We start from the raw sequence: 23,071 nt of genomic DNA, 5'->3' as shown, positions 1-23,071 counted from the left end.
TAAAATAATTGGGTCGATCTCATATTGGCAATAGCGAAGCATTCGGGCAACAATGTTGACTTATATCGCTAATATTTTGCCCGAATGCTTCGCCTTTAAGAAATTTACGACCTTCAGAACGCGGCATTGCTATGTCTTTAAGCCCGTCGGTTTATTATTAAAAATTATTGGAATAGAACCAAAAAAATATGATGGGGATGTATGTCCTCCAAGTAATTGTGAATTTTTACGCCTAATTTAAATTATTTTTTACTCAGATAAATTGATTTTTTCGGCTTTTTTAGTTAAGTTCTGCCACTAATTGCCGAATCCGTTTGGCAATTTCTGGCAAGGCAGTAGTTGCCGGAGTAATTTCTACATCGTGAACTAGCCAATATTCTACGGCGGCTTCCCACTGAGGAAAGCGATCGCGCATTAAAGGACGATGTTCTAATTCATCCAAGGCAATCACCCGATCGCAGGTGGCAAAATCCGCATCACTTGCGGGCAGGGGAAATCGTTCTGTTGCTGATACCGTCAAACCTAATTCAGCTAATTGGGCGATCGCATAACGAGAAATTGGCCCAACATTATTAACTCCCCGTTCTAACGCCAACCCGCGAGAATCTGCTTGCCAATCTAATCCAGCTTTGACGGCTAAATGATTAAACAAATGTTCCGCAAAGCGACTACGATAGTAATTGCCGGTACAAAGAAACAGTAATTTTTTCATAAATTTCCTCACAGCCCAGATAAAACCCAATAGCATTATAATTTGAGCCAGCTAATGGTGGTGAAAATGATTAACCCATGACCAAAACACCCATAATCTCACCCATAATCTCAGAGGGCGCTTCGGGAAGCACCCCTAGAATCGAAATCGACAGAGAAAACATCATACAAAGTATTTACAATGGATTGCGACCCGGACAAAGGTCTATGGCGGACTGGAAAGGGGGGACATTGGCCGTATCAGCGGTTCCCGGAGCAGGTAAGACCAAAGGAATGGCTGATGCAGCGGCACTGGCGATCGCACGTCATCAACTCCATCAGCGAAATTACCTGATTATCGTCACTTTTACCCGATCGGCGGCTGCCAACATAAAAGCCAAAATCCAGCAAACCCTGGAAAAATTACGCTTACCTCAAATTGGCTTTTATGTTTATACCTTGCATGGATTAGCTTTAAATATTGCCAGTCATCATCCCGACTTATCCGGGCTAAACTTAGACAATTCTGCCTTAATCACACCCAACAAAAGTCACCGATTAATTCGGACAGCGGTAGAACGGTGGTTAATTGCCCATCCCCGGCAATATCAAAAACTGCTCGAAGGAAAACAATTTGACGGAGAAGAAACCGAACGGTTACGGCGTCAGTCCGTGTTGCGAACTGAGGTATTGCCGGAATTAGCTGATACCGTAATTCACGAAGCCAAATCTTCTGGTTTATTACCTGAAGACTTGCGCCAACTCGCCGCAGAAATTCCCGGAGATCATTATGAAATCCTCTCCATTGCCGCCGGACTTTATGAAGAATACGATGCCCTACTGCGATCGCAAGAACTAATCAGCTATGACGACATGATCATTGCGGCCAAACGAGTCCTAGAAAACGAAGCCGCCCGCCGACACTGGCAACAGCAAGTATTTGCCGTCTTTGAAGACGAAGCCCAAGACTCGACCCCTCTACAAACGGAAATTCTAGAAATTTTGGCGTCCGATCCTGACGCCCCAGAAAAACCCCCCAACTTAATCCGAGTCGGAGATACTAATCAAGCCATTAACAGCACCTTCACCCCCGCCGATCCGATTTATTTTCGCCGCTTTTGCGCCGAATGTGAAGCCCAGGGCACAAGGGCGAGAATGGATCAAGCCGGTCGCAGCACCCAGAAAATTATCGACTGGGCCAACTTAATGGTGGAATGGGTCAATCAAAATTACACAGAGGCGCCCGCATTGGGGGCGCAAGCATTGGGGGCGCAACCATTGCGCCCCTACCAAAACATGAACCACAGAGGCACAGAGGTAACAGAGGCAGAACCAGAAGCCCAAGCCGAAAACCCCTTTAGTCCCCTGGAAATTAAACCAGTGGGAGCGGACGATCCGCAACGGTCAGCCAACCCGCCAGCCACGGGTGGGGGAGTGGAAATTTACACCCCAGAAGATATTTACCAAACCATCGAATTAATCGGTCAACGGATTATACGTTTATATTCTCAAGATCGAGATAAGACAGCGGCAATCTTAGTCCGAGAAAACCGCCAAGGAGAATTTATCGCCAAAGTGCTCAGAAATCCTCAAAGTTATGGCATTGATGTAGATTTGGTCGCCAATGGCATCGAACTGTATGAAGTGGCTTCAGCCCATCGCCTCTCCCATATCCCCGTAGAAATCCTGGCATTAATGAAATTTGTTCACCGACCCCATTCACAGGACTACCTAAAAAATGCCTTGCGAGTCTTAGTAGACCGCCGGATCATTCCCGTCCAAGATATCAACACCCTGGCCAGCCGCCCCGAACAATTCCTCTATCCTGGGCCATTGACCCCACCACAAACCCCACAAGTCCAAAAAGTGCGGCAATTTTGTCTCAACCTACTGCAAGCCAAAACCGAACTCCCCTCATCTCAGCTAATTTCCTACTTAGCCTTAGAGTTAGGATACAATCAGGCCGAACTCGCCACCGCTGACAAATTAGCCGAACGAGTCGCCCTCCAAAGCTACCAAGACAACTCAATTGCCACCCGCATCGAAGTCCTTAACGAAATTGTCAGCACCGAAAGCTTTGAGTCCGTGGATTCTGCTGAGGGCGAAGCAGAATCTTTATATACCCAACCGGGCAAGCTCACCATCATTACCATGCATAAAGCGAAAGGTTTGGATTGGGACTATGTATTTATCCCGTTTTTGCATGAAAACATGATTCCTGGTCGTTTGCGGGTGCAACCTCAAGCCCAGTTTCTGGGGGATTTTTCTTTATCTGAGGTCGCCCGATCGCAAATTCGCGCTCAATTACACGGCGTCCCCATCCCTGATGTCATGGATGCCTGGAAACAAGCGGCAACTTTGAAAATCAGTGAAGAATTTCGCTTACTTTATGTAGCGATGACCAGAGCCAAGCGATTGCTGTGGATGTCCGCCGCCGTCAATGCCCCTTTGACTTGGAGCAAAACCGAAGCACTCAGCCCGCAAAAACCTTGTCCGCTAATCCCCGCTCTTGGTTCAATACTTTCTTAGGGCGGGGAAAGAAGCGGCGGTTCACGAAGCGTTCGTCCATCAGCGATCGCAACTTCTCGATTATCCTCTTGTTAAATAGGGAACGATCATCGTATAATTATCGATTGTGCCGAATTAATCAATTAAAACAAGTTCATGCCTAAACTCAAAACCCGCAAATCAGCGGCCAAGCGCTTTAGAGCAACTGGCAGTGGCAAGATTATGCGTCGCAAAGCTTTCAAGAGCCACTTACTGCAACACAAACCCACCAAACGGAAAAATCATCTGTCTAAAGTCGTCGTCGTCGATGAGCGCGATGCCGAAAACGTGCGTTTGATGCTGCCTTATTTGTAAAAAATCATGGTTGAGTGTTGATGGTGAACTATCAACGACTAACCGTTAACCAATAACCGTTAACCAATAACCGTCAATCAATAACCGTCAACCATTAACCGTTAACCCTTGCAATAACTAACTAACAACTAAAAAACAATGACTAGAGTAAAACGCGGTAATGTGGCTCGTAAACGCCGCAACAAAATTCTTAAACTCGCTAAAGGATTTCGGGGTTCTCACTCGAAATTGTTCCGCACCGCTAATCAGCAGGTGATGAAGGCTCTCCGAAGTGCCTATCGCGATCGCCGCAAGCGGAAACGCGATTTTCGTCGTCTTTGGATTGCTCGGATCAACGCCGCATCCAGACAAAATGGTATGAGCTACAGCCAACTGATTGGCAACATGAAAAAAGCCAATATTCAAATCAATCGCAAGATGTTAGCGAACCTGGCTGTATTGGATCCGGAAACCTTTGCCAAAGTGGTCGAACTGGCTGGTCAAGGTCGCGCTTAGGAATCGCTGGCAGGGAGAGTGTTTGCCCACAAGACATTGCATCCAACGTCAAACGAACAGTCAAACGAACAAGATTTCCGCCCGGATCGGAAATTTTAGATTTTGGCACCAATGGCACCTAGTTGTCCACCTAGTTGTCCAGCTAGTTGTCCAGCTAGTTGTCCACCTAGTTGTCCACCTAGTTGTCACCGAGAATTTGGCAGAGCAAATCTCAAATTCTCTGAAATCTAAAATCACTCAGTTTTTTGGTTGGGGACTCTGCTTAAGTCTGGTATTGTCGCCAATTTTCGCAGGGTTCCCATTACCAGGGCATACAGCCCAGTGGCCGGAAATATTGCAGCGTGGAACTCTGATTGTGGCGGTCAAAGATAATTTAAGACCCCTAGGTTTTCGCAGCCCTGACGGAACCTTACAAGGATTAGAAATTGATTTGGCTCGTCGCTTGGCAGCCGAACTTTTGGGAGACTCCAATGCGGTGAAATTAGAGCCGGTATCTAATGTGAATCGGCTATCAGTGGTTTTTAACCATCAAGTCGATCTGGCGATCGCCTCTGTGACGGCAAACCGAGTCCGCTCTCGGTTGGTCGATTTTAGTCTTCCTTATTATCTAGATGGCACGGCGTTGGTCAGTAAGACAAAGGTTTCTGATGTACTTAACCGAGTCCCAAGCTTGTCCAGTCCCTTGTCCGGTCAAAAGATTGCGGTACTCAATGGTTCCAGCACGATCTCGATCATCCGCTATCACTTTCCTGCCGCACAACTGGTTGGCGTTGATTCTTATCAACAAGGGTATTCCCTCCTAGAAGCGGGTCAAGCCACTGCTTTTGCAGGCGATGCCAGCGTTCTCACGGGTTGGGTGCAAGAATATCCAGAATATTCTTTGCTCCCGGTGCAACTCGGCACCCAACCACTAGCCGTGGTGATGCCCAAAGGACAACAGTATGCCGACTTGCGGGCAAAAGTGAATCAGGCGATCGCGGCACTGCAAGCAGACGGCTGGCTTTTAGCACGCACGAAATCCTGGGGCTTACCGCTTCCGCCTGCAAGCGAAAAATAACATATCATTAACTTTTAATTAATTCTTGATATTTGATAGTTGATTGTTGATAGTTAATTATTAATTATCAATTATTGCTTCTCCCCCGCTTCCCCGCTCCTCTGCCCCCCCCGCTCCTCTGCCCCCCCGCTCCCCCGCACAAGAACCCCGGCTCCAACAACCCGATATTGCACACATACATCAGCTATTTTGCACCGTTATGGATAACTCTTTAGGGATTCTCTACCTCTCAGTTTTGCTAGGATTTCTGGCGATCGTTGCCGGATTTGTGATCCGACAAATCTTTAAAACCCGCCAGTTAGAAAATCAACTATCTAAATTACAAAAAAAAATCAATAGTGATAAAGCCAGCCCACAAGATTATTATGAATTGGGCAGCATTTATTTAGATAAAAAACTATATTCTCAATCGGTACAAATGTTTCAAAGAGCATTGAAATTCAAAGATTTAGAAAATGAAAATTTAGCTTTAATTTACAATGCTTTGGGCTTTGCTTATGCTGCTTTGGAACAGTATGATATAGCCATTCGCCAATATAAACAAGCTTTAAAATTTCAAGAAGACTATGTAGTTGCTTGGAATAACTTGGGCTATTCTTATGAACGAAAAACTTTAACGGTTCAGGCATTAGAAGCTTATGAAAATGCTTTGAAATATGAGCCGAATAACGAAACGGCTAAAATTCGTAGCAGTTCACTGCGTAAGCGGGTATGAGCTTATGCTTAGGTAGAATACGCAGAATAATCTTTTGATTTTCATAACTTTTAGATGACATAAATTTTCTTAATTTAAAGGGGGCAGGTGATTAAACTTGTTCCTTTTTTATTTATTGATTTTTATTTATTTTTATTTATTAGACTGATAATGCTACCACCCTTGGCTGTTCGGGAATGACCGAAATTAGGAACAAATGAACCCAGAGATTTGGTCTGAAAAATTACCGATGAAAAATTACCGATGACACATGAAAAATTAGGGATGACAATTGTGCAGTTTTTCGTTAGTGTAAAGATATGTAAAAATTTGGGCAGAAGGACGTTAAGTTATGAAAGGTTATCCCGCCTTTGACTACCAGAGACAAAAGTGGAGTAGTCAACAAGCATCTGGTTGTAAGTACACTATGACGGTGTTTTGTGACTTTGACGGTCCGATTGTTGATGTTTCCGAACGGTACTACACCACTTATCAACAAGGGTTAAAGAGTATTGAAGCGATCGCACAATCAAGAGGCGATCGCTTAGACCTCTTTGTTCTCAGTCAAGCCCAATTCTGGCAAATGAAGCGCGATCGGATTCCCGATGCAGAAATTGCCAGCCAATCCGGTTTAACTGAACCATATATTCCCCTGTTTTTGCAGCAAGTTAAAGAGATTGTCAATCAGCCGGACTTACTGGAGAAAGACACCCTGCAACCGGGGGTGAGATGGGCTCTGGCTTTGCTGCATACTCGCGGATATCGGTTAGTGCTGGTGACGTTGCGGCATCAATCACAAGTGAAAGAAATTTTGCACAACACGGGATTAGCCAAATTATTTACGGATATTTACGGCACACGCGATCGCCATGCCGCCTATCAAAACTACGCCCAACTCAAAACCGACCTCTTAGCCGAAGCAATGGCCAAATATAGTCAGCCTGACGTTTCTCTCTGCTGGATGGTGGGAGATACCGAAGCCGATATTCTTGCGGGTCAAGCCCTAAAAATTCCCACCATTGGCCTAACTTGTGGCATTCGGAGTGCCTGGTATTTGCAGCAATTTCATCCCGACAAAATTAAAACGGATTTACTCAGTGCCGTCCAATCGATCATTGGATGTGCCGAGCTAGTATCCGCCTAACATGAATGATTCCGATCAACCATTCCGCTTAATATTGCGGTTAATATTGCGGTTAATATTGCGGTTAATATTGCGGTTAATATTGCGGTTAATATTGCGGTTAATATTGCGGTTAATATTGCGGTTAATTATTTGGGTTGATTAACTTCCACCAATGACTCAGAGGCAAATAGATGGCTGGAGCCCAAAGACTACTCAAAATCGCTGAAGCCAGAGCAATTCGTTGGTGATCGATCCAAATATCATTCAAGGGGCGATCGCCAATTATCCCAAATTGTAAAGCCAGCACCGTTTCAGCCACAATTGCCATGCCGAACACCACCAGGGCTACCGAGACAAAATCATCTAGAATCAAGCGCTGTTTTTGTAAATAACTACTGAGCAATCCCACCAATGCCAAACTCAGGGCATGAGTCGGCCAAGGTGCCGTCATCCCATCTTGTAGTAAACCCAGAATAACTCCCATAAAACAAGCTTGGGTGGGAGTTCGCTGAATACTCCAAGTCACCATCCAAATCAACAGCCAGTCAGGCGCAATATGCAACAGTTCCATTCCGGGCAAACGAGTCGGCAACAAAAATAAACACAAAAACACCGAGGCAATCGTCACCCCAGTGTTGAGCATCGTCCGTTGCTCTGTTGGCAAATAAGACACCCAATCCAGCCATGAAATTTTTAATGACCTTTTCATTGGATCTCCTCTGAAGTTGAAGGGGCATCATTCACCAAATCAGGAGATTTCTGCACATATGGGGAAACAACCACCCACTCTAGGGCATTCATCGGTGCGGATAAATTAATCACCGCTTCAGGGGCTGGACTGGCATTTAAGTTCAGCGATTCCACAACGCCGACGGGTAAACCCACCGGAAATAGTTGACTCAGAGAAGAAGTCGAAATCACATCTCCTGGTTTCACATCGGGTAACTTATCAAAAAACTCCATCACCGCCTTGGAGCCTCTCGATCCGCGCATTAAGCCCAGATTGCGACTCCGTGTAACCGCCACACCTACCTTAAAACTTGGATCGCTAATCAAAAGAACCTGACTGCTATTTGGGGTAACGCTCTCAATTAATCCCACCACGACGCCCGGTTCCGTGGTCACCACATCATTTTTGCGAATCCCATGTTTGCTCCCACGACCTAATGTCACCTGTTGCCACCAGCGATCGGCGCTGCGACCAATTACAGGGGCAACAATTGAGCTTTTCGCGTCTTGGGAAACATAACCCAATAGCTTTTCTAGCTTGTTGTTTTCTTTTTCTAAAACGGCGACTCTTTGCTCTAATTGCACAATTTTGGCATTTGTTAGCTGCGATCGCTCAGTTTCACTCAGTTGAAACGGACGAGACAGCCACTCATAAACTTGATAAACGGGGCTTGCCTCGGTATAGCGAATAAACAAAGCAATACCAAGAGCAACACTAGCCCAAACCAGTTGGGAACTATACCGGCCCCACCAACGACGCATTGTGTACATTTAAAATATTTAAAGGCTTATATTGCAGTTTTGATCCCAGCAGATTTTCATCAATGATTAATCGGTTGACGTTGATTCCTCCAAAGTTTAGCCTATAGGCTACACAGAAGTGGAGCGAGCACTAAAGACTCGTCCGAGTTCTTGGAAATTTTCTAGGACACGACCGGTGCCCAACACCACGCAGCATAAGGGATCCGCCGCGACATGAGTCACAATACCCGTTTCATGGCTAATTAAAGTATCCAGTCCTTTTAATAAAGCACCGCCTCCAGCCAACATAATGCCGCGATCGATAATATCCGATGCCAGTTCCGGGGGAGTTCGTTCTAACGTCCGTTTAACTGCTTCCACAATCACCACCAGGGGTTCTGCCATGCTTTCCCGGATTTCGGGACCTTTGATGGTGACAGTTCGTGGTAAACCAGACAACAGGTGCAAACCTCTGACTTCCATCATCGCATCATCATCATCATCGGTAGGATAAGCCGAGGCTAACTGAATTTTAATGTCTTCAGCAGTGCGCTCTCCAATCACCAGGTTATGCACCTTTTTCATATATTGAATAATCGCTTCCGTCAGTTCATCCCCAGCAATTCTAACGGATTCACTCAGAACCGTCCCTTGCAAACTCAGAACTGCCACTTCCGTGGTGCCACCACCAATGTCAACAATCATATTACCCGTGGGATCGGCAACGGGTAAACCTGCACCGATCGCCGCCGCCACAGGTTCATCAATCAGAAAAACTTCTTTAGCACCGGCGTGAATGGCTGCGTCCATCACTGCCCGACGCTCAACTCCCGTGACTCCACTGGGAATGCCAATCACAATCCGAGGACGTCCTAGGGAACTGCCTTCACTGACACGCTTGATGAAATATTTCAGCATTAGTTCAGCGGTATCAAAGTCAGCAATCACCCCATCGCGCAAGGGACGTAAGGCGATAACGTTTTCCGGGGTTCGACCCAGCATTTTTTTAGCATCTTCCCCGACAGATAATGGCTCCTTGGTTAGCTTGTCGATCGCCACTACCGAAGGTTCCTGGAGAACAATCCCCTTACCGGACACATAGACCAATGTATTTGCTGTTCCCAGGTCGATGCCCATGTCCCTGGATAAAGAAAAGCGATTGAAAAAACCCACTCTCTTCTACGCCCCCATTTAGATGATGCTTGTGCGAGTATAATGTAACAAAAATTTAACTGAGGTGGATTCTATTACGTTTTTTATTCTGAGTCTAGTCAGAGACAGTAATTTTTTTGCCTCAGTATGAATTGTTGTTTGTCAGTATAATCCCAATAATCCCAAGAACACTCAATCTTATCCGGAAGCTAATATATGAGTCTAAATCTTGTCACCCTGGTAGGCCGTGCGGGGAGAGACCCCGAAGTAAAATATTTTGAGTCTGGTAAGGTCGTATGCAATTTCGCCCTGGCGGTGAATCGCCCAACTCGCAACAGTGATGAACCGGATTGGTTTAATTTGGAAATGTGGGACAAAACCGCAGAAGTTGCCGGTAGTTATGTCCGCAAAGGCAGTTTAATCGGAGTTCAAGGTTCATTAAAATTTGAATATTGGCAAGATCGGGCATCAGGGGTTTCTCGTTCCAAACCTGTGATCCGCGTAGAGCGTCTGGAGCTTCTCGGTTCCAAGCAAGATGCCGAGCAAGCTAGAGGTGATTTGAGCCATCAATATGATGATGGCGAGTTCTAATTTTCGGTCTTGTGGAATATCTTGTGGAATACTTGCCTTTCTGAAGCAGGAGTAAAACTGGTGGCCTATTGGTTGTTAAAAACTGAACCGGAACAGTATTCTTATCAAGATTTGCTACGAGAAGGTTGCACCATTTGGGATGGGGTAAAAAATAACCTGGCGCTGAAATATATGGCCACCATGAACGTGGGCGATTTAGGTTTCATTTATCACACAGGTGGTGAGCGTCGGGTAACCGCCATCGTGGCCGAAGTCGTCAGTCAACCCTACCCCGATCCAAATTTCCATCAACCAAAATGGCTGGTCGTGGATCTGCGATCGCGTTTTCCCATGCCCCAAACCGTAACCCTGGCACAAATTAAAGCACAACCAGAATTATCCAATTGTGACTTAATTCGCCTTCCTCGACTCTCAATTGTGCCATTGTCCCTAGAACATTGGCAGAAAATCCTCACCTTGGGTCATGTAGAGGGATCTGAAACCCAACCCTAAAAACCCAACCATGATTTTCTCAGTTTTCCTGGGTAACTTCTGGCAATTATCGGTTGATCATAAATAAAACAAACGTTCGTTGAGTTTTTATTAAAAAACCAAACACACCAAACACATAAAAATGATGAAAATCTCCTCTGTTGCAATTATTATTGGGTACTTGACTTGCTTTTCCTTACTTGCCAATCCCCTAAAAAATCCAGCCCGGGCAGAGCAGATTACAGAAAATCAGCCTTTAATTCTCGCCCAAAAAGCTAATCATCAGAAAAATGCCACAAAAGTCACTGGGGCAAATGGTCAGTATGTCGCCCAAATGAGGATCAATGCTTCACCTGCCGAAGTTTGGCGGGTTTTAACGGATTACAATAATTTTAATCAATTCATTCCCAATGTGATTTCTAGTCGATTGATTTCCGCCGATGGCAACGTCAAAATTATTGAACAAATCTCTGAACGGGTGTTATTTGGGGTTCCTATCCAAACTCGGATGCGGACACAAAATCGCGAAACTTATCAACAACAAATTAACTTTAACTTAATTAGTGGCGATTTATCCAAGTTACAAGGATACTGGAAAATTGAACCCGTTGGCAGTGGTAATGGTAGTGCCAATCAAGTCTTATTGACCTACCAAGTAGAAGCTCAACCGCCATCAGGGGTTCCAGCCGCGTTTTTTTATGATATTTTTAAGAATTCTTTAGAACCTACCCTGAATGCAATTCGGCAAGCAGCAGAAAATTAAGTAAATCTCAAAAAATTGTTTTTTTCACCAACAATTTTCCGATTGATTGCTAATTCATTGGTAATTGCTGTCGGCATGATTTTTTCTTTTTGCTGGGGTAAAGAAACCGGGTTTCAGGAAAATCTCTTCTAGGGAAATCTATTCTCTTGAATCCAGAGATTCACCCTTGATTCCCGGTTTTGCATCTAAAACTCCAGAGGCAAAATTCCTGATCTAACAGGTGTTGCTTGACTACATATAATCCACCCGCGATCGCCGTAAATTTATTAAAAAAACATAAGATTTTCCTTCAATTCAACTCCTGTTAGCGTTGATATTTCCCAGATATTATATCCAATCTTCCTCATCGCTTTTAGGGCGATAAATATGGCCAAGACCATGAATTTTTCGCGTATATTCAAACAGTTCTTCTTCGGTTAAATTCCACTTAGCCAGCAATTTTTCTAAATCTGCTTGGATATCTTTAGCTCCGGGGAAGCCCCGATACCGAATTCTTAATCTAGCTAACTCTGCTAAATTATAATCCGTAGGTTCTCCATCAAGCAGACTCTCAACAATCGCCCGATCTTTAGCAGCTAAAGGATGTAGCTGATCCTGATTTCCTTGGCTCATTTGATTTCACTCCCACGTAGTTGCTGAAATATTCTATACATATCCTGGGCAAACTTTTGGGGATTCCATAATGGGGATAAATTTTCTGGATATTGGGATTTTTTCAACTGTTCCCGAATGCTATTTCTTAAATTCAAATCCTGTCCTAATTTGATCCCCCATGCCACATATTCTTCCCAACTCGAAGCCAACCCTGCGGAAATGCCCAAAGTTTTTAAGCATGAATACCCCATTCTTGCCAAAAATTGCTCCCCAAAGCGTGTCACTACGGGTAAGTGAAACCACAAAGCCTCTAGGTTATGCGTCCCCCCATTATAAGGATAAGAATCTAAGCAGATATCCGCAATTTGGTAGATGGTGCGATGTTCTTCTTCTGTCCGATTTCTGGGCAAAAATTTCACCCGCTCAAAACTCACATTTTCTGCGGCACAAGCAGCTTGATAAACTGACTGAATGACCTGGATATCGCCTATTCCTTTATAAATTAAAATACTCTGAGATACTTGTTTGACTATCTTGATTTGGGCTAAGGCTAATTCGGGATTAAGTTTAGTGGCTGGTGCAGCGCATAGATACACCACCTGACTTGAATCAATTCCCATTTCTTGCCGTTTTGATTGACGATCCACAGGTTCGCTGGCAAAGCCACTTACTGCCACAAAAGAGTCAGGCATTCTTAACAGTTGTTCCCGATAATAGGGTTCGACTCCCGAAGGGTGGCAATGCCGATCGCTCAAAAAGTAATTTTTATCGGAAATAAATGGGGCATCAAATCCTAACCAGGAAATACATACGGGCGCCGGTTGGCAATGAAGAATTTCGGCGTGACGGGGAATTGTCAGGGAATCTAAATCTATTAAAATGTCTAATTCATCCTCCTCTATTTGTTTGATTATTTGTCTCCATTGGGTTTCTGTGTTTAATTGAGATGGTTGATAAAATTTAGCCGAAATTTGTTTAAATTTATCCGTGATATCATCGCTATTAGTCTTTTCTGTTTGATATAAGTAAATATTGGGAGTGATTTGGGATAATTCGGTAATAATGTCAGCGCTACACCAGCCTACTGAATGTCTCCGAAAATGGGCAGAAATGAAGCCAATTTTTACCATTTCATTGTTGTAGGGGCGAAGCATTCTGGCTGAGGAGCGATCGCTAACAGGCGAAAGTTGATTTTCCGACGGAGAAGGGCGAAGCATTCGGGCTGAGGAGCGATCGCTAACAGGCGAAAGTTGATTTTCCGACGGAGAAGGGCGAAGCATTCGGGCTGAGGAGCGATCGCTAACAGGCGAAAGTTGATTTTCCGAATGCTTCGCCCCTACTTGCGATAAATACTGAGAAAACTGAGCGCCAATTAATTGAGAAATTTGAGAATTACCCGCTAAATCATCGCGTAACCGATTTCGACAAAATAAAAGCGAGGAATAGAGTAGATCGATGATTTCTGATAGCCAAGGATGCCACTGTTCTGGAGATAATTGTGGTTCAATTTCTTGTAATAATTTGGTGGCGATATCAGCATTTCCTGATTTGAGATAAGCGATCGCCCCTGCGGTAGCCGCCACAACTTTGGCGGGTTCATTTTGGCCTAACTGACGGCAAAATGCATAATATTGATCCGCTGCTTGTCTGACCGAGGATAAATCCCAGTTGCCTGGTTGAAAGGTGCGGATCAATTCAAATAAACCGCGATGGGTTTCTATCAGTCTGGGCTTTAATTCCAGCGATCGCACAAAATAACTCACGGCGGCTTGAAAGCGATCGCTTGCTAACAATAGATCCTCCGATGTTGCCGCCAGTCGTCCCGTGGCTAGTCCCAAGTTGCAATGTAACTCCGCCAAGTCTGGCTGAATTTCTAAGGCTTGCTTAAATGCCGCGATCGCCCCCTCCACCTGACCGTCATATAATCGCGCCGTCCCTAAATTAGAATAGAGTTTGGCCAACTCATCGGGCTGCTTTCGCTTCTCATCCAGAGATATCAGCTTTTCATAACAATCAATCGCCTCACCATACCGCCCCAAACTCAACAGTAAATTTCCTAACTTCCAATCCAGCCCACTGCCAAACCGGGCATCGATCGCCAAAGCCTGCTGCCAACAAGCAACCGCCTCCTCTAACAGACCTTGCTGCTGTCGCACATTCCCCAAATTGGCATAAATTCCCGCCAGCAAGGGAGCAGAGGGGATAAGGGGCAGAGGAGAGAGAAGAGAGAAGAGAGAATTTTCCTCTTTGCTCTTTCCTCTTTCCTCTTTCCTCTTTTCTCCCCTGCTCCCCCGCTCCCCTGCTCCCCTGCTCCCCTGTTCCCCGTTCCCCGTTCCCTGATAAATAATCGCGATCGCCCTTTCATAAAATTCAACCGCTGACGCCAATTCCCCTTGTAGATAATAAATATTGCCAATATTGGCATGAGCCGCCGCAAAATCTGGCTGAATTTCCACCGCCAGGGAATAAGCCCGTTTCGCCTCATGCAGTTTTCCTAGGGCTTGTAGGGCATTCCCCAAATCCTTATAAGCCTCGGCATCATCGGGTTTTAACTGGATCAGGCGCTGCAACTGAGCGATCGCCGCCAAAAACTTCTGTGGCTGTAAATTGTTATGGTTATTTATCATTAAAAAACGTTATTTGTTATTTGTTATTGGTGTTTGGTGAGATATCTCCGGCTGGGGAAAAGAAGCTCTTGCAAAATACCGGCTTCGATCCCCCCCCACCCCCCCTAGATCCCCCCTATATCCCCCCGATCCAAGAGGGGTGGGGACTTTTTAGAATTTTGCCAGAGGTCTATCCTATTTATGCTAATATTGAGCGATCATTCAAAGATTAGTTAAAATTGGCAAAGATTAGCAAAGATTAGCAAAGATTAACCAAGATTGGCAAAACCACTCAACTAATAAGCAAAGAAAATCAAAGATTCGATGGATTGTCAAAGGTTCCTGAAATCGGAACTTTATCCAGATCCACGATGTCTGACAGTGAATAAAGAACAAAACAAACAGAACCTACGCACTTACTCCAATAATAAGGGCAACCACCCTTCGACCCTTCGACCTCGCTCAGGGCTCAGGGGCAACCGGGGTGATTGCCCCGTGCATTACCCTAAAGATCGACCGAAGTGCGTAAGTCCTAACAAAGTTGGGCATTTGCCAACTTAGTCACCGATCGGCTATAAATCAGCTATAAATCATCTCTAACCAATAAAGAACGATGTAATGGGTAAACTGGCCAAAACAGGCCGATCGCCTATAAAATCAAAGCGTATTGTCAAATCTTTGCCAAAGAGGAGGCAATATTGTTAGCGGAGATGCTAAATTAACATTCAAGGTTTTCTACCAGGTCTGCCTCGGCAGCATAAACCAGGAAAACACGAACACGGATGAGGAGTGAAATACGTTCATGGTTCAAATACTTGGTCAATTTAACGATACTCTGACTCTTGGGAGTGATACGATTCCAGCCCAGGACACAGTAATAGGTCTAGACGGGAGTGATATTCTCACTACATCGACTCTCGGCGGCAGCCTCCTTTACGGAAATAGAGACAACGACTCTCTAACCTCACGGGCTGCGGGAAACATTCTTTATGGAGGTCAAGAGAATGACCGCCTGCTCAGTTTAGCCGGTGGTAGCCTCTTCTTTGGGGATTTAGGGGACGATCTGTTTGAAGCCTTCGGTGGCACAGGCAAAGATACGGTCTATGGTGGCCCCCGTGACGGCGACCAAACCGATGGTAATGATGTCTTCAACTTTGGTAATGCTGGCGGTGGTGGCAACCTAGGCTATGGCAACACTGGGAATGACTTCCTGAGTGGATCTGGATTGGGCAGCGACACTCTCTACGGTGGTAAAGGCGACGACACCATCCAGGTTGTCGAACTCTCATCCTCTGGAACCGCTGGTGGTGGTACTGGCGGGTTTGTACCCTTAAATACTCAGATCAGCAATATCGGCATCCGTACCGGCAATATCTCTGGTGGTACTGTCTCTTCAACCACTGGTGCGGTCGGTGTTGTCACCACATCTGGGGCAAATCCACCCAATAACCTCGGTAAAAACTATCTCTCTGGCGACCTCGGTAAGGACTTGGTAATTGGTCTGGGCGATCGCGACAGCCTCTTTGGTGGAGAAGAAAACGATACCCTGATGCTGTTGGGTAATATCGCGACGACGGCTAATAATAATAGCAACACCTCCTTGCAAGGTGCTACTGTTAATTTGAATGGTGTACCGCAAAATGCTCTCCTAGATGGCGGCAATGGCAACGACAGCTTGATTGCCTTCGGTGGCTTACGCGGCAGAAATACCCTGCTGGGGGGTGAAGGCAGCGACACCATCCGCAACTATGGCGTCCAAAGTTATGTTGACGGCGGCGATGGAAACGACACCCTCGTGATGGATAATTCTTTCGGTGTCTTTGGTGGCAGCACCCTGATGGGTGGTGCTGGCGATGACTCCATTAACGTCGCTACTACTGGTGGCACCAACCTGCTCTACGGTGGTGTCGGCGCTGACACCTTGGTGGGTAGTAACCCAACAGGCAACTTTGGCGATACCTTATATGGTGGAGGTATGGTAAACACCGCCGACACGAGTAATGACTCATTGACTGCGGGAGCTCGCAGCTTGATGTTTGGTCAACAAGGTAATGACACTTTGGTGGGCACTGGAGCAAATGCCAGCCTCTATGGTGGTCAAGGAACCGATAGCTTATTAGCGACTGCTAATTCCTACCTGTCCGGAGATTTGGGCAATGACACCTTGAATGTTACTGGATCTGCCAATACCTTACTCGGTGGTGAAGGCAACGACTCTCTATTTGGTCTAAATGCCACTGGAAACATCCTGAACGGTGGTGCCGGAAATGATGTTCTGGTTGCTGGTAGCGAGACCGATACTCTGATTGGTGGCGAAGGAAATGACTTCTTCATCGGTAGCGGAAATGCTGACACCCTTGGTGGTGAAGCCGGTCGCGCTGGTTCTGACACCCTGTATGGTGGTGTCGGTGCTGATAGTCTGATTGGTCATGCTGGTTTCGATGGCTTCTACTATGCAGGCAACGGCGATATCCGCGATACCATAACTGCTTTTGAGTCGGGCACCGATAAGATTTACCTGCGCTCTACTGCATTCGGTAATACTGATGCATCTGGTGCCACAGTAGCTAACCTAGCTGCACCTGGACAAAACCTGCGTACTGGCTTAGACTTCTTCTCAGTTGGAGCCAACCAAAATTACAGCAGTCTCGGCGGTACATTCTCTGGCGGTTCGACTACTCTGCCAGCGATTGTCTTTGACTCCAATGCCGGTGGCGGTGGTACTCTCTACTGGGATTTCAACGGTGGTGGTAACGCGAATACTGGTTTAACTGGCTTGTCGGTGATCGCAACCATTCAAACTGGTTCTGTCAACGTCAACGACATCGTGATCTTCTAATTCTCAAAGTCCGTTTTTGAGTCGGCAAAAGAAGCACCCAGGTTATTCAAAAAGCCTGGGTGCTTTTTAAGTGAGATCGCGGATAATTTCACCAGAAAGACACAAAGAACACAAAGAGATTTTTTATATCTTCTCTGTGTCCTTTGTGCCTCTGTGGTTTTAGTTTAGTTAAAGCTAGTTAAAGCTACTTAACTTTTTGGTTTATAAGTAGAAGCAACGTGCAATTCTTTTAATTGCTTGGTGTCTACAGAAGCGGGAGCACCTGTTAACAAGCAGCGGGCTTGTTGGGTTTTGGGGAAGGCGATGACATCCCGAATTGATTCTTCGCCTGCTAATAACATGACGAAGCGATCTAAGCCGTAGGCAATGCCCGCATGAGGGGGTGTGCCGAAGTCAAAGGCATCCAGTAAAAAGCCAAATTTGTTGTAGGCTTCTTCCGGGGATAATCCGATCGCCTCAAAGACTTTTTCTTGAATTTCCCGTTGGTAAATCCGCATACTACCGCCACCAATTTCTAGGCCGTTGTAGACGACATCATATGCTAGGGCTCTGGCGTTTTTGATATCAGCCAAATCATCAGGATTGGGGCAAGTAAAGGGGTGGTGCAATGCTTCGAGGCGTTTCTCATCGGCATTCCACTCAAACATGGGGAAATCTGTCACCCAAAGTAGGTTAATTTTATTTTGGTCAACCATTCCCAGTTGACGGGCAATCACTTGGCGCAGGCGATCTAGGGTTTTATTGACGATCGCTGTTTGACCAGCCCCAAATAATAATAAATGGCCGGGTTTTGCTTGGGTACGCGCCAGCAATTCCGCTTTTTGTTCCGGGGTTAAGTTATCTTTAATTGCGCCAATTGTGTCAATTTCCCCATCTTCTTTCACCCGGATATAGGCTAACCCTTGGCCACCGGCTTCAACGGCTTCTTGGAATAAGTCGCCTTTGGGTTTAATCCGCACATTAGAAATCGCCGCATTGCCTTCAGGAATTGGCAAAATTTTCACAATCCCCCCGGATGCTACAGCCCCAGAAAAGACTTTGAAACCAGAGTCTTTTACTAAGTCAGAAACATCGACTAATTCCAAACCATAACGGGTATCCGGTCGGTCGGTTCCATACCGATCCATCGCGTCTTTATAGGTAATACGCGGGAAAGGTCGGGGGATGTCGATATCTTTAATGGTTTTGAAGATATGGCAAATTAAAGATTCGTTGAGTTCTAGGATTTCTTCCAAGGACATGAAACTCATTTCCATGTCCAATTGGGTAAATTCTGGTTGGCGATCGGCGCGGAGGTCTTCGTCCCGGAAGCAACGCGCAATCTGATAATAGCGATCGCACCCGGCTACCATCAACAACTGTTTAAATAATTGCGGTGATTGTGGTAAAGCATACCATTCCCCGGAGTTTACTCGTGAAGGAACTAAATAATCCCTAGCCCCTTCGGGAGTGGAACGAGTTAAAATCGGAGTTTCCACCTCCATAAAATGCTGCTGGTCTTCTAAAAACCGGCGGATACTTTTAATCACCTGGTGACGTAGCTGCATATTCCGCGCCATCCGTTCCCGGCGCAAATCCAAATAGCGATACTTTAAGCGCAACTCTTCGCGCACCGACTCATTATCAGCACTGGAAACTTGGAACGGCAAAGGCTTGTGAACCGCATTGAGGACTTCAATTCGATCGGCGTAAATTTCTATTTCGCCGCTGGGTAATCTGGGATTTCGGGATTCTTCGGGGCGTTGGCTGACTCGACCTGTAATTTTCACCACATACTCGTTGCGAAGGCGATCGCAATCGGCGTATGAAGCTGGGGTGCGTTCGGGGTCGCTGACGATCTGAACGACGCCGCTGCGATCGCGCAAATCGATAAAAATAACGCCTCCATGATCGCGGCGACGGTCTACCCATCCACAGAGGGTGACAGTTTCTCCGATATGTTCGCTATGGAGTTGGCCGCAATAGTGGGTTCTCATGGTTGTGGATCTGGGTTAGTGAACGGTAAACGGTAGGCTTTTTTTGCCAATTAACACTTATCTGATCTACCGATCAGGCATAAGCTTAATCATTATCTAGCATTCATGGCTACAATCAACAGAAAAAATCGGGGCAATTTCAGAATCGCCCCGATCGCGCGATCGGCAAATTTTAACTCAGGATTGGCGAGACACTGCCTAAAATTCCCCCAAAGGTCTATTCCTTGGGCGCTCGATCGTCTTTGTCATCTTTTTTCGGCGCGGTCAGCACCTCCCAAGCCGCTTGGGCAGCTTTGGTGAAGCGATCGGCAAGGTCTTGCATTTCTTTTAACACGCCATTCCAGTTTTTCTCCCCTTCGCTCTGCACTTGGAGAAACGCTTTCTCAAATCTGTCTGGGTCAATCAGTTTAATCTGTTCGATATTTTTCCTAGCTTGACTTACTGCTTTGAGATAAGCTTCCCGACTGAAATCGCCAGCCGCTTGCATTTCTGCCTTGGCCAAATTCTTAATCGCCTCAATTAGCGCCTCTGTCGCCTCTTTCAGTTCATCCGCCGTCTTCGGTTCGGGTTCAGTAGTCGCGGTGACCTCTTTGGCTTCTACGCTCACTTCCACAATTGCGGAATCTTTATCGGTAGTCATGGTTTTGTTTCCTGAAATCAATCAATTTACTTATTTTACTTATGAGTAAGCGCCCAGGGGCGCTTCTGACTTGATTGTAGCGTGATTTTTTTGTGGGCGAAAAAATCGCGCTTCCAGACAAAAACCGGGCTGCTTTCAGAAATCGCGTTTTTCAGGCGATCGCCTTTCCTTTCCGTACCTCTAGCCACCTCTAAGCAATTGATCGGACTTTCTATATCTGCCACTTTTTGCGTCAATATTTTTGGGAAAATCTTGGGAAAATCTTGGGAAAATCTTGGGAAAATCTTGGTAAAATTACCCGTAGGAGCGTCAAAAAAGCGCCCAACAAGTTTTTTAGTAGGGGCGCAATGCTTGCGCCCGGAGGAATTATGGCTGAAACACAAAGCCAGTCAATATCGGCATTAATGAACAAGACCGACAGGCGATCGCTGATGGACTGTCGAGACTTTTAGCAGACACTTACACCCTATACCTAAAAACCCACAATTTCCACTGGAACGTCACTGGGCCAATGTTCCAGACCCTACATTTGATGTTTGAAGCCCAGTACAACGAACTGGCTTTAGCGGTAGACTTAATCGCCGAACGAATTCGCGCCTTGGGTTTCCCCGCCCCTGGTACTTACAGCGAATATGCCAAACTCTCCTCGATCCCGGAAACCCCAGGAGTACCCAACGCCCAAGAAATGATTAAACTCCTGGTGGAAGGACAAGAAGCGGTGGTGCGAACAGCCCGTTCCCTGTTTCCCCTTGTGGAAGCGGTCAGCGACGAACCCACCGCTGATTTACTTACCCAGCGGATGCAGGTTCACGAAAAAACCGCCTGGATGTTGAGAAGTCTTTTAGGATAACTCAAAAACCGGGTTTTTCAGGGTAGGGTGCCGTTCGCGGCAGTTTAAGGGAAAAACAATTAACCTTTATTCCAGCCTTAACGCACCTTCTAGTTAACCGGATGAAAAACCGGGTTTCTGGATTAAATTTATTTCAGATAGTAAAAGTTACGACAGAAACCCGGTTTTGTTGTGCGAAGGCTGGGTGCGATCGCTGTTTTCGGATTAATCAAACCTTTGCTAATTATTAAAATTATCCAGGATCAATGCATGATAAAATGATCGTGATTTATTGACCAATCTGAGGGATATTCAATTTTTCCTGACCAAGCTTTTAATACATCCCAAGCATTTTCTTTTCAATCGGGGCTATCTTCGTTTTCAATGGTAATCAAATAGCGTCGATCCGGTGCTAATTTTAGGGTAATTTCTGATATTAATTCATCGGTTAAATTTTGGCAATAATTGACCGATATATTCTAGATTTTACATCATTTATTTGAAAAATGGAATTTACCAATTCAGGTGTTCCCTGTTGTCCCGGTTTCTCTGGTCTAAGCAGCAAGTAAAAGCGATCGCCGACAGTCAGAAACCCGGTTTTTCCCAGAAACCGGGTTTCTAATTCTACCCAGCAACCACCGGCAAACCAGCTAACGCCATCGCTATTTCTTCAGGACTATATTCATAGTCTTGTAACTTACCGGCTTGATAATCTATATAAGCCTGCATATCAAAATTACCATGACCACAGAGATTAAATAAAATAGTCTTACTCACCCCCTCTTCCTTACAACGTAAAGCTTCATCGATCGCCCCTTTTACTGCGTGATTTGCTTCGGGCGCCGGTAGAATTCCTTCCGCTTGGGCAAAAGTAATTCCGGCAGCAAAACAACCCAATTGAGCATAAGCTTTTGGTTCAATAAAACCTAACTCCAGAATATGACTTAATAACGGTGCCATCCCGTGATAACGTAAACCCCCCGCATGAATTCCTAGGGGGACAAAGCCACTGCCCAAAGTATGCATTTTCACCAGAGGAGTTAACTGGGCTGTATCCCCAAAATCATAAGCATATTTTCCCTTAGTTAAAGTGGGGCAAGCTGCCGGTTCCACCGCCACAAATTTAATCGCTTTTTCTTCCCCCCGCAGTTGTTTACCCAGGAAAGGAAAGGCAATCCCCGCGAAGTTACTGCCGCCCCCGGTACAGCCCACAATAATATCAGGATAATCCCCAGCCATTTCTAACTGAGTTAGGGCTTCTAAACCGATAACTGTTTGATGCAATAATACATGATTCAGCACGCTACCTAAAGCATATTTGGTATCAGGGGATTGCACCGCTTTTTCTACCGCTTCACTAATGGCAATGCCCAAACTGCCGGTACTTTCCGGGTGTTTCTCTAAAATCGATCTTCCGGCATTCGTTTCGCCACTGGGACTGGGGAAAACTTTCGCCCCAAACGATTCCATAAATGCCCGTCGATAGGGTTTTTGGTGATAGCTAACTTTGACCATATAGACTTCAATGTCTAGGTCAAAGAAAGAACCGGCTAAAGCTAAAGAAGAACCCCATTGTCCGGCGCCGGTTTCCGTGGTCAGGCGCTTAATGCCGCTGATTTTATTATAGTAAGCTTGGGGAATGGCGGTGTTGGGTTTGTGACTTCCCGCAGGGCTGACTCCTTCATATTTATAATAGATTTTCGCGGGAGTATCCAGGGCTTTTTCTAATCGTCGCGCCCGATAAAGGGGGCTGGGTCGCCACTGTTGATAAATGGCTTGAACCGCGCTAGGAATTTCTAGCCAACGTTCCTGGCTGACTTCTTGTTCAATTAATGGCATTGGGAAAATTGGTTCGAGGTCAGCAGGTGTAATTGGCTGCCCGGTTCCTGGGTTGATAACTGGAGGAACGGGGACTGGAATATCCGCCTGAATGTTATACCAAGCCGGAGGCATAAGGTTTTCGGGAATAATGTATTTGCTCTTGTCCATAATGTTGTTCAGAAATTAAACTGATTCTAAAATGATTTAACGCTTATAGCATTTTCCAATAGAGTACCCCTGTAGGGGCGAAGCATTCCGGCAGATATTTGTGGTTAAAATCAAGCATTTACGACCGGAATGCTTCGCCCCCCCCCGCATTCCCCTACATGAAATAACGATTTTTCCTGGGGGCGCGGAGGCGCAAGCCGCGCCCCTAAAAGATTAACGCGGAAAGT

At 45.8% G+C, this 23,071-nt stretch carries 21 protein-coding genes; 12 read left to right on the top strand and 9 right to left on the bottom strand.

The genetic code is table 11. The features are described 5' to 3' along the window. Positions 1-280: 280 nt before the first annotated feature. Positions 281-712, bottom strand: coding sequence for a low molecular weight phosphatase family protein (locus AM228_RS11360; protein WP_054466229.1), 432 nt, complete (start codon positions 710-712; stop codon positions 281-283). A 77-nt stretch (positions 713-789) separates the two neighbouring features. Here AM228_RS11360 and AM228_RS11355 point away from each other — a divergent pair, with 77 nt between their 5' ends. The 6 genes from AM228_RS11355 to AM228_RS11330 all read left to right on the top strand — a co-directional run bounded on the left by AM228_RS11355 (position 790) and on the right by AM228_RS11330 (position 6,942). Next, the gene (locus AM228_RS11355; RefSeq protein WP_082348841.1) at positions 790-3,219 is read left to right on the top strand and encodes an ATP-dependent helicase; all 2,430 of its coding nucleotides are present in this window, start codon (positions 790-792) and stop codon (positions 3,217-3,219) included. A 135-nt stretch (positions 3,220-3,354) separates the two neighbouring features. After that, positions 3,355-3,552, top strand: coding sequence for a 50S ribosomal protein L35 (gene rpmI / locus AM228_RS11350; protein ID WP_054466228.1), 198 nt, complete (start codon positions 3,355-3,357; stop codon positions 3,550-3,552). Between the two features lie 138 nt (positions 3,553-3,690). Beyond that, the gene (gene rplT, locus AM228_RS11345; RefSeq protein WP_054466227.1) at positions 3,691-4,047 is read left to right on the top strand and encodes a 50S ribosomal protein L20; all 357 of its coding nucleotides are present in this window, start codon (positions 3,691-3,693) and stop codon (positions 4,045-4,047) included. Between the two features lie 22 nt (positions 4,048-4,069). Next, positions 4,070-5,104, top strand: a complete 1,035-nt coding sequence (locus AM228_RS11340; RefSeq protein ID WP_313890672.1) for a transporter substrate-binding domain-containing protein — start codon at positions 4,070-4,072, stop codon at positions 5,102-5,104. Positions 5,105-5,303: 199 nt separating this feature from the next. Then, entirely contained in the window at positions 5,304-5,819 is a 516-nt protein-coding gene (locus AM228_RS11335) for a tetratricopeptide repeat protein (RefSeq protein ID WP_054466226.1), read from the top strand. 331 nt (positions 5,820-6,150) lie between these two features. Next, positions 6,151-6,942 carry an HAD family hydrolase gene (locus AM228_RS11330; RefSeq protein WP_054466225.1) on the top strand — a complete coding sequence of 264 codons (792 nt, stop codon included), beginning with the start codon at positions 6,151-6,153 and terminating at the stop codon, positions 6,940-6,942. Positions 6,943-7,066: 124 nt separating this feature from the next. Here AM228_RS11330 and mreD read toward each other — a convergent pair whose 3' ends face one another. The 3 genes from mreD to AM228_RS11315 form a co-directional block, all read right to left on the bottom strand. Beyond that, a complete protein-coding gene (mreD, locus tag AM228_RS11325) occupies positions 7,067-7,633 on the bottom strand; it encodes a rod shape-determining protein MreD (RefSeq protein ID WP_054466224.1) in 567 nt (188 codons plus the stop codon). Beyond that, positions 7,630-8,424 (bottom strand): rod shape-determining protein MreC, encoded by a 795-nt coding sequence (mreC, locus tag AM228_RS11320; RefSeq protein ID WP_054466223.1) that lies wholly within the window; start codon positions 8,422-8,424, stop codon positions 7,630-7,632. The genes mreD and mreC overlap by 4 nt, the downstream gene beginning before the upstream one ends. 99 nt (positions 8,425-8,523) lie before the next feature. After that, positions 8,524-9,531, bottom strand: coding sequence for a rod shape-determining protein (locus AM228_RS11315; protein WP_054466222.1), 1,008 nt, complete (start codon positions 9,529-9,531; stop codon positions 8,524-8,526). A 231-nt stretch (positions 9,532-9,762) separates the two neighbouring features. Here AM228_RS11315 and AM228_RS11310 point away from each other — a divergent pair, with 231 nt between their 5' ends. From AM228_RS11310 to AM228_RS11300, 3 genes are all read left to right on the top strand, one after another. Then, positions 9,763-10,137, top strand: coding sequence for a single-stranded DNA-binding protein (locus AM228_RS11310; protein ID WP_054466221.1), 375 nt, complete (start codon positions 9,763-9,765; stop codon positions 10,135-10,137). A gap of 60 nt (positions 10,138-10,197) precedes the next feature. Next, entirely contained in the window at positions 10,198-10,629 is a 432-nt protein-coding gene (locus AM228_RS11305) for an EVE domain-containing protein (protein WP_054466220.1), read from the top strand. A 121-nt stretch (positions 10,630-10,750) separates the two neighbouring features. Further along, positions 10,751-11,371: an SRPBCC family protein gene (locus AM228_RS11300; protein WP_054466219.1), complete on the top strand. Its 621-nt coding sequence runs from the start codon at positions 10,751-10,753 to the stop codon at positions 11,369-11,371. Positions 11,372-11,698: 327 nt separating this feature from the next. On the opposite strand, the gene AM228_RS11295 is transcribed toward AM228_RS11300, so the two are convergent. Both AM228_RS11295 and AM228_RS11290 read right to left on the bottom strand, forming a co-directional pair. Beyond that, positions 11,699-11,983 (bottom strand): DUF3288 family protein, encoded by a 285-nt coding sequence (locus AM228_RS11295; RefSeq protein ID WP_054466218.1) that lies wholly within the window; start codon positions 11,981-11,983, stop codon positions 11,699-11,701. Further along, a complete protein-coding gene (locus AM228_RS11290; protein ID WP_054466217.1) occupies positions 11,980-14,592 on the bottom strand; it encodes a tetratricopeptide repeat protein in 2,613 nt (870 codons plus the stop codon). Before AM228_RS11290 ends, AM228_RS11295 begins: the two co-directional genes overlap by 4 nt. 781 nt (positions 14,593-15,373) lie before the next feature. Here AM228_RS11290 and AM228_RS11280 point away from each other — a divergent pair. Further along, positions 15,374-17,410, top strand: a complete 2,037-nt coding sequence (locus AM228_RS11280; RefSeq protein ID WP_054466215.1) for a calcium-binding protein — start codon at positions 15,374-15,376, stop codon at positions 17,408-17,410. Between the two features lie 188 nt (positions 17,411-17,598). On the opposite strand, the gene aspS is transcribed toward AM228_RS11280, so the two are convergent. Next, positions 17,599-19,386 carry an aspartate--tRNA ligase gene (gene aspS, locus AM228_RS11275; RefSeq protein WP_054466214.1) on the bottom strand — a complete coding sequence of 596 codons (1,788 nt, stop codon included), beginning with the start codon at positions 19,384-19,386 and terminating at the stop codon, positions 17,599-17,601. A gap of 217 nt (positions 19,387-19,603) precedes the next feature. Further along, positions 19,604-20,026 carry a hypothetical protein gene (locus tag AM228_RS11270; protein WP_054466213.1) on the bottom strand — a complete coding sequence of 141 codons (423 nt, stop codon included), beginning with the start codon at positions 20,024-20,026 and terminating at the stop codon, positions 19,604-19,606. A gap of 90 nt (positions 20,027-20,116) precedes the next feature. Here AM228_RS11270 and AM228_RS32405 point away from each other — a divergent pair, with 90 nt between their 5' ends. Both AM228_RS32405 and AM228_RS11260 read left to right on the top strand, forming a co-directional pair. After that, positions 20,117-20,431 (top strand): hypothetical protein, encoded by a 315-nt coding sequence (locus tag AM228_RS32405; RefSeq protein ID WP_156331702.1) that lies wholly within the window; start codon positions 20,117-20,119, stop codon positions 20,429-20,431. Then, positions 20,421-20,876: a Dps family protein gene (locus AM228_RS11260; RefSeq protein WP_054466211.1), complete on the top strand. Its 456-nt coding sequence runs from the start codon at positions 20,421-20,423 to the stop codon at positions 20,874-20,876. The genes AM228_RS32405 and AM228_RS11260 overlap by 11 nt, the downstream gene beginning before the upstream one ends. 603 nt (positions 20,877-21,479) lie before the next feature. On the opposite strand, the gene AM228_RS11255 is transcribed toward AM228_RS11260, so the two are convergent. Beyond that, positions 21,480-22,844: a TrpB-like pyridoxal phosphate-dependent enzyme gene (locus AM228_RS11255; RefSeq protein ID WP_054466210.1), complete on the bottom strand. Its 1,365-nt coding sequence runs from the start codon at positions 22,842-22,844 to the stop codon at positions 21,480-21,482. Positions 22,845-23,071 lie beyond the last annotated feature (227 nt).

Source organism: Planktothricoides sp. SR001 (genome assembly GCF_001276715.1).
In the GTDB taxonomy this organism is placed as follows: Bacteria; Cyanobacteriota; Cyanobacteriia; order Cyanobacteriales; family Laspinemataceae; genus Planktothricoides; species Planktothricoides raciborskii.
The sequence above is the reverse complement of the archived record's forward strand: the minus strand, read 5'-3'. Positions and strand labels throughout refer to the sequence as shown.